Origin of the sequence: Kosakonia sp. BYX6 (assembly GCF_038449125.1) — a bacterium.
GTDB lineage: Bacteria > Pseudomonadota > Gammaproteobacteria > Enterobacterales > Enterobacteriaceae > Kosakonia > Kosakonia calanthes.
In genome coordinates, this window is record NZ_CP151800.1 from 2,998,571 (window position 1) to 3,011,041 (window position 12,471).

The window sequence follows — 12,471 nt, forward strand, 5'->3', positions numbered from 1 at the left end:
ATCCTTTCAGGCTGCGGTAATCAGCCAGCAGTTGTGGATTTGACGGTTGCGGGCAAAATCCTGCGACTGCGTTTTTTGAGTAATTTCTTGTGCCTGCAGACCCAGTTTCGCCAGCCCGTCGTGATCCATACGGAAACCGCGTTTGTTATTGGAAAACATGATGGTGCCGCCCTTACGCAGCAGACGCTTCAGATCTTCCATCAAACGCATATGATCGCGCTGCACATCGAAAGAGTCTTCCATACGTTTCGAGTTGGAGAAGGTCGGCGGATCGATAAAGATCAGGTCGAACTGCTCGTCAGTTTCGCGCAGCCAGCCGAGGCAATCCGCCTGGATCAGCCGATGTGCACGCCCGCTCAAGCCGTTCAGGCGCAAGTTGCGTTCAGCCCATTCCAGATAGGTGCGTGACATATCCACCGTGGTGGTGGAACGCGCGCCGCCCAGCCCTGCGTGCACACTGGCGCTACCGGTGTAGGAGAAAAGGTTGAGAAAATCTTTGCCTTTACTCATTTGGCCCAGCATACGGCGGGCGATACGGTGATCAAGGAACAGACCCGTATCCAGATAATCCGTCAGGTTGACCCACAGACGAGCGTTGTATTCGCTCACTTCCATAAAGTCGCCCTTCTCGTTCATCTTCTGGTACTGGTTACTGCCCTTTTGACGTTCACGGGTTTTCAGCACCAGTTTGTTCGGCGCAATACCCAGCACCTGAATGGTGGCGGCAATGATGTCGAACAGACGCTGACGCGCTTTTTGTGCATCGATGGTTTTTGGCGCGGCATACTCCTGCACGACCACCCAATCGGCATAGCGATCGACGGCGACATTGTAATCCGGCAGATCGGCATCATACAGACGGTAGCATTCGATACCTTCCTGACGCGCCCATTTCTCCAGTTTTTTAACGTTTTTGCGCAGGCGGTTTGCATAATCTTCCGCCATCGCCGGGACTTTCGCTTCGCCGGTGCTTTCCGCCAAATGGTAGTTTTTCTGCACGCAATCCAGCGGGCCGTTTTTGGCTTTAAATTGACGCTCGGCGCGCAGTTGCAAGCAGTTGAGCAGATCGACCGAAGCGCTGAACAGCGACAGGTTCCAGCCGCCAAACTGCGTTTTCAGCAGACGCCCCAGCAGGCTGTGTAAGGCGATGAGCGCTGGTTCGCTCTCCAGACGCTCGCCATAAGGGGGGTTACTGATGACCGTACCGTACGGGCCGCTCGGTAACGGATTGCTGAGTTGAGCGACATCTTTCACATCGAAGGTGATCAGTTCGCCAATTCCGGCGCGACGGGCGTTTTTACGGGCAATATCGATCACGCGCGCATCGCTGTCGGAGCCATAGAAACGGGATTCATAACCGGCGAGGCCCTGACGAGCGCGCGTTTGCGCCTCAGCCTTCACCTCTTGCCAGAGCGCTTCATCGTGCTGAGCCCAGCAGCTAAAACCCCAGTGACCACGGTGTAAGCCCGGCGCGCGATCGGTTGCCGCCATCGCGGCTTCGATCAGCAGCGTGCCGGAACCACACATCGGATCCAGCAGCGGTGTTCCCGCCTGCCAGCCGGAACGCATGACAATCGCCGCAGCAAGGTTTTCTTTAATAGGCGCAAGACCAGCACGATCGCGGTAGCCGCGCAGATGCAGGCCTTCGCCGCTCAAATCAAGGGAGATATTCGCCGTATCCTGATTCAACCAGACATTAATACGCAGGTCCGGCAATTCGCGCTCGACGTTCGGGCGCGGCAGGTTTTTGCGGGTGAAGCTGTCGACGATGGCGTCTTTTACTTTCAATGCACCGTACTGGCTGTTGCGGATCTCATCATTCAGACCGCTGAAATGCACCGCGAAGGTCGCGCCCGGATTGAAAATCTCTGTCCAGTTGATCGCCTGCACACCGAGATAGAGGTCAAGATCGCTATAAACCTTGCACTCGCCAAGCGGCAGCATAATGCGCGAAGCCAGGCGACTCCACATCAGGCTTTGGTACAGGAGCCGTGTGTCACCTTCAAAATGGACACCACCCTGAACAACGCGGCACTCTACGGCACCGAGTTTTTCCAGTTCAGTTTTTAACAGCTCTTCCAGCCCACGGGCCGTACTGGCAAACAGAGAAATCATAATGTCACTTACACTCAACGAAAATTGTTGCGCATTATAGCTAATCTGGCGTGCATGTCATAAAGTTGAGGGCCATTTTTCGTCTAACAGGGAGGAAGACGTGCCTACGCTTTCACGTCTTTATATCCATCCGGTGAAATCCATGCGCGGTATCGGCCTGACGCATGCGCTTGCCGACATTAGCGGCCTCGCCTTCGACCGTGTTTTTATGGTCACTCAGCCCGATGGCACCTTCATTACTGCACGCCAGTTTCCGCAAATGGTGCGCTTTATGCCATCACCGTTAACCGACGGTTTGCATTTGACCGCGCCGGACGGTAGCAGTGCGGTCATTCGCTTTGCGGATTTTGCGCCCGAAGGCGCGCCGACGGAAGTGTGGGGCAACCATTTTACGGCGCTTATCGCACCCGTAGAGATCAACCGCTGGCTTAGCGGCTTTTTTGGTCGCGACGTGCAGTTACGCTGGGTTGGCCCGCAATTGACCCGCCGCGTAAAACGCCACGACGATGTGCCATTATCGTTCGCCGATGGGTTTCCTTATTTATTAACCAACGAAGCTTCGCTACGCGATTTGCAAAACCGCTGCCCGGCCAGCGTGAAGATGGAACAGTTTCGCCCCAATCTGGTGGTTACGGGCGCACCAGCGTGGGCAGAAGATAGCTGGAAAGTGGTGCGCATTGGCGAGGTAGTGTTTGATGTCGTCAAACCGTGCAGCCGCTGTGTGTTTACGACCGTTAGCCCGGAACGCGGGCAGAAACACCCTTCAGGTGAACCACTCACCACGCTGCAAAGTTTCCGTACCGCGCAGGATAACGATGAAGTTGATTTTGGGCAGAACTTGATTGCGCGTAACAGCGGCGTGATCCGCGTGGGTGATGAAGTTGCCGTTCTGGCAACGGCGCCGGCGAAAGTGTATGGCGCAGGCGAAGTGGCCGAATCCTTTGAACCGGATATTCAACCGGCAGATACCGTAGAAATTGACTGGCAAGGGCAAAAGTTTCGTGGCAACAATCAACAGGTGTTGCTGGAGCAACTGGAAAACCAGGGCATTCGCGTGCCTTATTCCTGCCGGGCGGGGATTTGCGGCTGTTGCCGGATTCGTTTAGTGGAAGGTGAAGTCAATGCAATGAAGAAATCAGCGATTGCGCAGGATGGGACGATCCTCAGTTGCAGTTGCATTCCGAAAACATCGCTGAGGCTTGAAGCTTAAACGGCCTGCTCGAAACGGAGACTCGCGGCGCGAAGCTGCGGTTTCAGGCGATCGTTCATAATTTTGATGGCATCGCCCAGTTGCATTGTGCGCCCGGCAATCACCACGCCGGGTTGCGCCAGCAGGCACAATGCGGCGTTTTCGCCCGGTTCAACCACCAGCAAATTCACGCACTCTTGCGTGTCGCTTAACCAGACACAAGCACCTTCACCGGTGACCGGCGACCACAGCGCTTCGTGGGTCATAAAATGCCAGCTTTTCGGCATTTGCGGTTTGAGGAAACGAATGGCAACCAGCGCGTTGAGCACCAGTTCGGCGCGCTGCTCATTAGATAATTCTAAATCGCGGCATTTTTCATCGAAGGAGAAATAAAGTGCGGCGTCATCAACGCAAAAACCAGATGGCGAGAAAGCATCTGGTGTCAGCATTTTACGAGCGAATCGGGAGCGAAATAACATGCCATTGGCTAAATCGAGCATCATGCGGTCATGCTCATCATCGAAATACCAGCGCCAATTATCGTCAGGTTTAATTTGCATTTCTCTCTCCCCTTCCTTTAAACATCCTGTAACTTTTTCATCCTGTTTGCCGCCTCGTTAATTAATCTAATAATAAAAGACTAAAATGTTTAAATTAGCAACAGTGACGGAATATAAAACAACCAGGGCTGGAAATAAAGCCCTGGATGCAAAGGATGGGAAAAAGATTAGATATGAGTAACGATTTCTTTAATCAGCGGCGGGCCTTTAAAAATAAAACCAGAATAAATTTGCACCAGTGTCGCACCTGCCGCAATCTTCTCGCGGGCGGCGATCACCGAGTCGATACCGCCGACGCCAATAATCGGTAAGCGACCATTTAATTCCTGCGACAGTCTTCGGATTATTTCTGTACTTTTTAATTGCAGAGGACGGCCACTTAAACCACCCATTTCTTCGCAATGTTTCATTCCCTGCACTAACGATCTTTCCAGAGTTGTATTGGTGGCAATAACACCATCAATATTGTGGCGAACTAAACTATCGGCAACCTGGATCAGTTCTTCCTCAGAAAGATCCGGTGCGATCTTCACAGCCACCGGAACATATTTATGGTGGAGTTTTTGTAGATCGTTTTGCTTATTTTTAATTGCCGTCAGAAGATCGTCCAGCGCTTCGCCATATTGCAGCGTGCGCAGCCCCGGGGTATTAGGCGAAGAAATATTAATTGCGATATAACCGGCATAAGCATAGATTTTTTCCATGCAAATCAGGTAGTCATCTTTACCTTGCTCTACCGGCGTATCTTTATTCTTGCCAATATTAATCCCCAGCACACCGTCAAAATGCGACTTTTTAACGTTCTCGACCAGGTTATCCACGCCGAGATTGTTAAAGCCCATGCGGTTGATCAGGCCCTCGGCATCCACCAGCCGGAAGATCCTCGGCTTGTCGTTGCCCGGCTGCGGGCGTGGCGTAACGGTACCAATTTCGATGGAGCCAAACCCCATCGCACCCAGTGCATCAATGCATTCGCCGTTTTTATCCAGACCGGCCGCCAGGCCCAACGGGTTTTTAAAGGTCAGCCCCATACATTGAACGGGTTTTTCCGGTACGCGTTGGCGTACAAGGGCTTCAAGCGGCGTGCCGGTAATGCGGCGCAGTTGTTGAAACGTCAATTCATGAGCGCGTTCTGGATCGAACTGGAAAAGGGCTTTACGAACGAAGGGATAGTACATGAACTCTCCTGGATTCCCGGTGTGCAAACCGGGGGCGTATTATCAGCGAAAGCGCGCGGAAAAGGAATTGACCTGCGGCAAAAAAAGACAAATCGACGCAAACGTTTACCTTCTTCGCTTTCCTTTATGCAAATTTCGGCAATTTTTCTTCGAATAAATCATTTAGTGGAATAAATCGCCTCTGTCACACTGCGGCTAATTGTTATCAATGTTATCTAAAAGCAAACAATTGGTTATAAGGAGCGATTATGCGAGTTGTCACCCTGGCCGGAAGCCCACGCTTCCCTTCCCGCTCCAGCGCACTACTGGAGTATGCCCGCGAGCGGCTAAATGCGCAGGATGTTGAAGTGTGTCACTGGCATCTGCAAAACTTCGCACCGGAAGACCTGCTCTACGCGCGCGTTGATAGCCCGGCGTTGCAAACCTTTATTGAACAGTTGAAAGGCGCCGACGGGCTGATTGTCGCCACGCCTATCTATAAAGCCGCTTATACCGGCGCGCTAAAAACGCTGTTGGATCTGCTGCCCGAACGGGCGCTGGAAGGCAAAGTTGTGCTGCCACTGGCAACGGGCGGTACCGTCGCCCATATGCTCGCGGTCGATTATGCATTAACCCCCGTATTGAGCGCGCTCAAAGCGCAAGAGATCCTCCACGGCGTTTTTGCTGATGACAGCCAGGTGCTGGATTATCAGCACAAACCCCATCTCACCTCCAACTTGCAAACCCGCCTGGATAACGCGCTGGAAACCTTTTGGCAGGCACTGCACCGCCGCGATATTCAAGCACCGGATTTCCATTCCCCGCAAGGAGTCGCCCATGTTTAAGCATCTCAAACGCTCAGCGCACGGGCTCGTGCTGAGTAGTTTATTCGCTTTTTCCGCCTTGTCACACGCCGCCGAACCTGCGCCAGATGCGTTACGGATCGGCTACCAAAAAGGCAGCGTCAGTATGGTGCTGGCGAAAAGCCACGGGCTGCTGGAAAAACGTTACCCGAACACCAAAATCTCGTGGATTGAGTTCCCGGCCGGGCCGCAAATGCTGGAAGCACTGAATGTCGGCAGCATTGATCTTGGTAGCACAGGTGATATTCCGCCTATCTTTGCACAGGCTGCAGGCGCCGACCTGCTGTATGTCGGTGCTGAACCGGCCAAACCGAAAGCCGAAGTGATCCTTGTTGCACAAAACAGCCCAATTAAAACCGTCGCCGACCTGAAAGGACGAAAAGTCGCTTTCCAGAAAGGCTCCAGTTCGCACAATTTATTGCTGCGCGCGCTGCAACAAGCGGGATTGACATTCAGCGATATTCAGCCCGTTTATCTCAGCCCGGCGGATGCCCGAGCAGCGTTTCAGCAAAACAATGTCGACGCGTGGGCCATTTGGGATCCTTACTACTCCGCCGCGCTGTTGCAAGGCGGCGTGCGTGTGCTGAAAGACGGCGAAACCCTGAAGCAGACCGGATCCTTCTATTTGGCCGCGCGCCCGTATGCGGAGCAAAACGGCGCCTTTATTCAAGGCGTGCTGGATACCTTTAGCGAAGCCGATGCGCTAACCATTAGCCAGCGTGATGAAAGCGTTGCGCTACTGGCGAAAACCATGGGTCTGCCGCAACCGGTTATTGCCACCTATTTCGATCATCGTCCACCCACCAAAATCACACCGGTCAACGACGCCACCGCCGCGTTGCAGCAGCAAACCGCGGATCTCTTTTACGACAACCATCTGGTACCGAAGAAAGTCGATATCCGTAGCCGTATCTGGCAGCCAACCTCACAAGGAGCGAAATCATGAGCCTGAATCTTTTCTGGTTTTTACCTACCCACGGTGATGGTCACTATCTTGGCACCGACCACGGATCGCGACCGGTGGATCATTCATATTTACAGCAAATCGCGCAGGCTGCCGATCGGCTGGGGTTTAGCGGTGTACTGATCCCGACCGGGCGTTCCTGTGAAGATGCCTGGCTGGTGGCAGCATCGCTGATCCCGGTAACCCAGCGGCTGAAATTCCTTGTCGCTCTGCGCCCAAGCGTTATTTCACCGACGGTGGCGGCACGTCAGGCGGCCACGCTGGACAGGCTGTCGAATGGCCGCGCGCTGTTTAACCTGGTGACCGGCAGCGATCCGCAGGAACTGGCTGGCGACGGCGTGTTTCTTGATCACACCGAGCGCTATGAAGTGTCGTCAGAATTTACCCATGTCTGGCGGCGTTTGCTGGAGGGCGAGACGGTCGATTTCGAAGGCAAACATATTCATGTGCGCGGCGCGAAGCTCTTTTTCCCGCCCATCCAACAGCCGCGCCCGCCGCTCTATTTCGGGGGTTCATCGGATGTCGCGCAGGATTTGGCGGCTGAGCAAGTGGATCTCTATCTGACCTGGGGCGAGCCGCCGGAGCAGGTAAAAGAGAAGATTGCGCAGGTGCGGGAAAAAGCGGCGGTGCGCGGGCGCAAAGTGCGGTTTGGTATTCGCCTGCATGTGATTGTCCGCGAAACCAATGCCGAAGCCTGGCAGGCAGCGGACAACCTGATTTCTCATCTGGACGATGCCACTATTGAGAAAGCGCAAGCGGCTTTTGCGCGCCAGGACTCCATCGGCCAACAACGCATGGCGGCGTTGCATAGAGGCAGACGCGACCAGTTGGAGATTAGCCCCAACTTATGGGCCGGCGTCGGGCTGGTGCGCGGCGGCGCGGGAACGGCGTTGGTAGGCGATGGCCCAACCGTAGCGGCCCGCATTAATGAATATGCGGCGCTCGGCATCGACAGTTTTATTCTTTCTGGCTACCCGCATCTTGAAGAGGCGTATCGTGTGGGCGAACTGCTGTTCCCGCATCTGGATGTCGCCATTCCCGAGATCCCGCAGCCGCAACCGCTGCAGCTTCAGGGCGAAACGGTGGCGAACGAGTTTATTCCCCGCAAGGTGGCACAAAGCTGAGGCATATATGGTTGCACAGAACAAATGGTTGTTGCGCCTGGCGCCCTGGCTGTTGCCAAGCGTCATTGTGGTGATCTGGCAGATTGCCTCTTCGGTCGGCTGGTTATCTACGCGTATTCTTCCTTCACCAGAAGGCGTCGTGGAAGCATTCTGGACACTGAGCGCCAGCGGTGAATTGTGGCAACACCTGGCGATCAGTTCCTGGCGCGCACTGATTGGCTTTTCAATTGGCGGCAGCATTGGCCTGGCGCTCGGGCTGATTAGCGGCCTGTCGCGCTGGGGAGAACGCCTGCTGGATACCTCAATTCAGATGCTGCGAAATGTACCGCATCTGGCGTTGATCCCGCTGGTTATCTTGTGGTTCGGCATCGACGAAAGCGCGAAAATTTTCCTTGTCGCGCTCGGCACGCTGTTTCCGATTTATATCAATACCTGGCACGGGATCCGCAATATCGACAGAGGCCTGCTGGAGATGGCGCGCAGTTATGGGCTTTCTGGCTTTGCCCTTTTCACCCATGTAGTTCTGCCCGGCGCGCTGCCGTCGATTATGGTCGGCGTGCGCTTTGCCCTTGGTCTGATGTGGCTGACCTTGATTGTCGCCGAAACGATTTCAGCCAACGCGGGGATCGGTTATCTGGCGATGAACGCCCGTGAATTTCTGCAAACCGATGTGGTGGTGGTGGCGATTGTTCTCTACGCCCTGCTCGGCAAACTGGCTGACGTCAGCGCGCAGTTGCTTGAACGCCTGTGGCTGCGCTGGCATCCCGCTTACCATGTGAAGGAGGCAACGGCATGAAAACCGCCCGACTCAATCAAGGGATCCCGCTGTTGTTAAACGGGGTGACCAAACGCTACGGCGATAATCTGGTCCTGAATGCGCTGGATTTGCATATTGCCGCCGGACAATTTGTTGCAGTTGTGGGTCGAAGCGGCGGCGGAAAAAGTACTCTACTGCGGCTGTTAGCCGGGCTGGAATCCCCCACTGCCGGTGAACTGCTGGCGGGAACGACCCGGCTGGCGACCATTCAGCACGACACACGCATGATGTTTCAGGATGCGCGGCTGCTGCCGTGGAAATCGGTTATCGATAATGTTGGACTGGGGCTGAAAGGCCGCTGGCGTGATGCCGCGCAAAACGCGCTGCAATCAGTAGGCTTAGAGCAACGGGCAGCGGAGTGGCCTGCGGCGCTTTCCGGCGGGCAAAAACAACGTGTCGCGCTGGCGCGTGCGCTGGTTCATCAACCAGGTTTGCTGCTGCTCGACGAACCGTTAGGCGCGCTGGATGCGCTGACCCGGCTGGAGATGCAGGCGCTGATCACCGAATTGTGGCAAGCGCAAGGGTTCACGGTGGTGTTGGTGACGCATGATGTCAGCGAAGCGGTCGCCATGGCGGATCGCGTTTTACTCATAGAAGAAGGGAAAATCGGTCTCGATTTGACCATCGACCTGCCGCGCCCGCGCCGCCTGGGATCGGTAAGGCTGGCGGAGCTGGAAGAGCAAGTGCTGAACCGGGTAATGCAGCGCGGCGAATCAGAAAGCGTTGTTTTGCCTCAAACCCGCCACGCTTGATGGAATATCGCCGGATGGCGGCTGCGCCTTATCCGACCTACGAAGCAAACGTAGGCCCGGTAATCGCAGCGCCACCGGGCAATTACATCATTACGCCAGCGCTTTGCTAACCTTCTCGTACAGATCGCCGGAGAGATTCGGCAGCGCTTTCAGTTGCTCCAGCGCGGCTCGCATCAGGGCCTGGCGGTTTTCGTCATAGCGTTTGAGGCGAATGAGCGGCTCAATCAAACGCGACGCCACCTGCGGGTTGCGGCTGTTAAGTTCCGTCAACATCTCAGCCAGGAACTGATAACCACTGCCGTCCTGCGCATGGAACGCCGCCGGGTTGCTGCCCGCGAACGCGCCAATCAGCGAGCGAATGCGGTTCGGGTTGCTGAGCGTGAATGAACGGTGTTTCAGCAAACCACGCACGGTTTCCAGCACATTGGCCGCCGGGCTAGTGGCTTGCAGCATAAACCATTTGTCCATTACCAGACCGTCGTGATGCCACTTATCATCGTATTCCTGCATCAGCGCATCGCGGCATGGCAGTTGTGCAGCGACGGCCGCAGAGAGTGCGGCCAGCGCATCGGTCATGTTGTCCGCTTCGTGATACTGCTGGCTGATCAGCTTGTCGGCCAGTTGCGCATCACCAAACGCCAGAAAACGCAGGCAGGTGTTGCGCAAAGAGCGCTTGCCGATATCAGCGTGTTCAACCTGGTAACTATCAAGTTTGTGCGCGTTGTAAATCGCCAGGCATTCATCGGCAAGCTCGGTGGCGAGCGTGCGCGTCAGTGCTTCTCTTACGGCGGCGATAGCAATCGGATCGATAATGTCGAACAGCTCGGCAATTTCGTTCGCCGACGGCAGCGTCAGGATCTCGGCTGCCAGCGCCGGATCGATCTGCTCATCCAGCAGGATCGCCCGGAACGCATCCGCGACATGCAGCGGCAGAGAGAGTGGCTGCCCTTGCTGGTGGCGGGCCACGTTCAATTTAATGTGCGTCGCCAGCAGACTTTGCGCCGCATCCCAGCGAGAGAAGTCATTGCTGGCATGGCGCATCAGGAACGTCAGTTGCTGATCGCTCCATTTATATTCCAGTTTCACCGGCGCGGAGAACTCACGCAGCAGCGACGGCACCGGCTGGAAGTGGACATTATCAAAGACAAACGTCTGCTCCGCTTGCGTCACGTTTAACACGTTGTGCACCGGATGGCCGTCTTTTTGCAGCGGGATCACCTTGCCATCGTTGTCATACAGTTCGATATCGAACGGAATATGCAGCGGCTGTTTCTCCTGCTGCTCTGCCGTCGGCGGCGTGCGCTGGCTGATGGTCAGCGTGTACTGTTCGGTGTTCGGGTTGTAATCATCCTGCACCGAGACAATCGGCGTGCCGGCCTGGCTGTACCAGCGGCGGAAATGGGACAAATCGATATTCGAAGCGTCTTCCATCGCCTGCACGAAATCATCACAGGTGGCGGCACTACCGTCATGGCGTTCGAAATAGAGCTGCATCCCTTTCTGGAAGTTTTCTTCGCCCAGCAGCGTATGCATCATACGAATCACTTCCGCGCCTTTTTCGTACACCGTCAGAGTGTAGAAGTTATTCATTTCAATAACTTTATCTGGGCGGATCGGGTGCGCCATCGGGCTGGCGTCTTCGGCGAACTGCAAGCCGCGCATGGTGCGCACGTTGTTGATGCGATTAACCGCGCGGGAACCGAGATCGGAACTGAACTCCTGATCGCGGAACACCGTCAACCCCTCTTTCAGGCTTAGTTGGAACCAGTCGCGGCAGGTCACACGGTTGCCGGTCCAGTTGTGGAAATATTCATGGCCGATCACGCGTTCAATATCGAGATAATCTTTATCGGTTGCGGTGTCGGTGCGGGCAAGAACATATTTCGAGTTGAAGATGTTCAACCCTTTGTTTTCCATCGCGCCCATATTGAAGAAGTCGACGGCGACGATCATATAAATGTCGAGGTCATACTCCAGGCCGAAACGCTGTTCATCCCACTTCATGGAATTTTTCAGAGAGGTCATCGCCCACGGCGCGCGATCCAGGTTGCCACGATCGACATACAACTCCAGCGCCACTTCACGCCCGGAGCGGGTTGTGAAGGTATCGCGCAGCACATCGAAATCACCGGCGACCAGCGCAAACAGGTAGCACGGTTTCGGGAACGGATCCTGCCACTGCACCCAGTGACGGCCATTATCCAGCTCGCCCTGATCGACACGGTTGCCGTTGGAAAGCAGGAACGGATAACGGGTTTTATCGGCAATCAGCTTTGTGGTAAAACGCGCCAGCACGTCGGGGCGGTCAAGATACCAGGTAATGTGACGGAACCCTTCGGCTTCACACTGCGTACAAAGCGCTTCGCCGGATTGATACACCCCTTCCAGCGCGGTATTCGCCGCCGGGCTGATTTCATTGACGATGCGCAGCGTAAACCGCTCTGGTAAACCATCAATAACCAGCTGGGAGCCTTCTTCTTTATAATTGGTCCAGGGTTCATCATTTACATGAATGGAAATCAAGGTCAGTTCGCCGCCATCCAGGCGCAGCGGCACAGCAGAGGCGCTATGGCGTGACACTGTACTCAGCGCGGTGACGACGGTTTTTGCGGCGTCAAGGTCGAAGGTCAAGTCAATATCACTAATCAGGTATTCCGGCGCACGGTAATCGTGGCGGTATTTAGCTTGTGGCTGTTGTGTCATAAAAAACCTTTAGCATCTTCTGTTGATTACGATTCCAGTCTATTCCGGTTGCCCCAAACGCGCCACGCGGAATGTTCATCTTTTCAGAGGGAAAAGCTCTGTCTGCTACATTTTTCTAACAAGCGGCACGAAATGCCATCGACCCTTTCAACACGATGTGTTGTGATCGGGGTTCAATAAATTGGTAAACAAGGTATACTCCAGCGACTTACCTGCTTTGTTTATTG

Annotated in this window: 10 protein-coding genes; 6 read left to right on the forward strand and 4 right to left on the reverse strand. The window is 54.9% G+C overall.

What is annotated here, in order from left to right; translation table 11 throughout:
• Nucleotides 1-6: 6 nt before the first annotated feature.
• Nucleotides 7-2,115: a bifunctional 23S rRNA (guanine(2069)-N(7))-methyltransferase RlmK/23S rRNA (guanine(2445)-N(2))-methyltransferase RlmL gene (rlmKL, locus tag AAEY27_RS14155; RefSeq protein WP_342321255.1), complete on the reverse strand. Its 2,109-nt coding sequence runs from the start codon at nt 2,113-2,115 to the stop codon at nt 7-9.
• Between the two features lie 100 nt (nt 2,116-2,215).
• Between rlmKL and AAEY27_RS14160 the strand changes: the two genes are divergently transcribed.
• Nucleotides 2,216-3,325: a YcbX family protein gene (locus AAEY27_RS14160; RefSeq protein WP_342321256.1), complete on the forward strand. Its 1,110-nt coding sequence runs from the start codon at nt 2,216-2,218 to the stop codon at nt 3,323-3,325.
• On the opposite strand, the gene zapC is transcribed toward AAEY27_RS14160, so the two are convergent.
• Entirely contained in the window at nt 3,322-3,864 is a 543-nt protein-coding gene (zapC, locus tag AAEY27_RS14165; RefSeq protein ID WP_342321257.1) for a cell division protein ZapC, read from the reverse strand. The two genes, AAEY27_RS14160 and zapC, sit on opposite strands and share 4 nt — an antisense overlap.
• Before the next feature lie 167 nt (nt 3,865-4,031).
• A complete protein-coding gene (gene pyrD / locus AAEY27_RS14170; RefSeq protein ID WP_342325581.1) occupies nt 4,032-5,042 on the reverse strand; it encodes a quinone-dependent dihydroorotate dehydrogenase in 1,011 nt (336 codons plus the stop codon).
• Nucleotides 5,043-5,290: 248 nt separating this feature from the next.
• Between pyrD and ssuE the strand changes: the two genes are divergently transcribed.
• From ssuE to ssuB, 5 genes are read left to right on the forward strand one after another with little or no spacing between them, the layout of a single operon-like run.
• On the forward strand, nt 5,291-5,866 hold the full coding sequence (ssuE, locus tag AAEY27_RS14175) for an NADPH-dependent FMN reductase (RefSeq protein ID WP_342321258.1): 576 nt from the start codon (nt 5,291-5,293) through the stop codon (nt 5,864-5,866).
• Nucleotides 5,859-6,830 (forward strand): sulfonate ABC transporter substrate-binding protein, encoded by a 972-nt coding sequence (locus AAEY27_RS14180; RefSeq protein ID WP_342321259.1) that lies wholly within the window; start codon nt 5,859-5,861, stop codon nt 6,828-6,830. Before ssuE ends, AAEY27_RS14180 begins: the two co-directional genes overlap by 8 nt.
• On the forward strand, nt 6,827-7,972 hold the full coding sequence (gene ssuD / locus AAEY27_RS14185; RefSeq protein ID WP_342321260.1) for an FMNH2-dependent alkanesulfonate monooxygenase: 1,146 nt from the start codon (nt 6,827-6,829) through the stop codon (nt 7,970-7,972). Before AAEY27_RS14180 ends, ssuD begins: the two co-directional genes overlap by 4 nt.
• Before the next feature lie 7 nt (nt 7,973-7,979).
• Nucleotides 7,980-8,768, forward strand: a complete 789-nt coding sequence (ssuC, locus tag AAEY27_RS14190) for an aliphatic sulfonate ABC transporter permease SsuC (protein WP_342321261.1) — start codon at nt 7,980-7,982, stop codon at nt 8,766-8,768.
• Entirely contained in the window at nt 8,765-9,541 is a 777-nt protein-coding gene (gene ssuB, locus AAEY27_RS14195; RefSeq protein WP_342321262.1) for an aliphatic sulfonates ABC transporter ATP-binding protein, read from the forward strand. The genes ssuC and ssuB overlap by 4 nt, the downstream gene beginning before the upstream one ends.
• A 90-nt stretch (nt 9,542-9,631) precedes the next feature.
• Here the strand turns inward: ssuB and pepN are convergent, their stop codons facing one another.
• Nucleotides 9,632-12,244, reverse strand: a complete 2,613-nt coding sequence (gene pepN, locus AAEY27_RS14200; RefSeq protein ID WP_342321263.1) for an aminopeptidase N — start codon at nt 12,242-12,244, stop codon at nt 9,632-9,634.
• Nucleotides 12,245-12,471 lie beyond the last annotated feature (227 nt).

Bases quoted from the DNA above. Each gene is read 5' to 3' on its own strand.
- rlmKL (WP_342321255.1), bottom strand. From the start codon at position 2,115: ATGATTTCTCTGTTTGCCAGTACGGCCCGTGGGCTGGAAGAGCTGTTA.
- zapC (WP_342321257.1), bottom strand. From the start codon at position 3,864: ATGCAAATTAAACCTGACGATAATTGGCGCTGGTATTTCGATGATGAG.
- pyrD (WP_342325581.1), bottom strand. From the start codon at position 5,042: ATGTACTATCCCTTCGTTCGTAAAGCCCTTTTCCAGTTCGATCCAGAA.
- ssuE (WP_342321258.1), top strand. From the start codon at position 5,291: ATGCGAGTTGTCACCCTGGCCGGAAGCCCACGCTTCCCTTCCCGCTCC.
- AAEY27_RS14180 (WP_342321259.1), top strand. From the start codon at position 5,859: ATGTTTAAGCATCTCAAACGCTCAGCGCACGGGCTCGTGCTGAGTAGT.
- ssuD (WP_342321260.1), top strand. From the start codon at position 6,827: ATGAGCCTGAATCTTTTCTGGTTTTTACCTACCCACGGTGATGGTCAC.
- ssuC (WP_342321261.1), top strand. From the start codon at position 7,980: ATGGTTGCACAGAACAAATGGTTGTTGCGCCTGGCGCCCTGGCTGTTG.
- ssuB (WP_342321262.1), top strand. From the start codon at position 8,765: ATGAAAACCGCCCGACTCAATCAAGGGATCCCGCTGTTGTTAAACGGG.
- pepN (WP_342321263.1), bottom strand. From the start codon at position 12,244: ATGACACAACAGCCACAAGCTAAATACCGCCACGATTACCGTGCGCCG.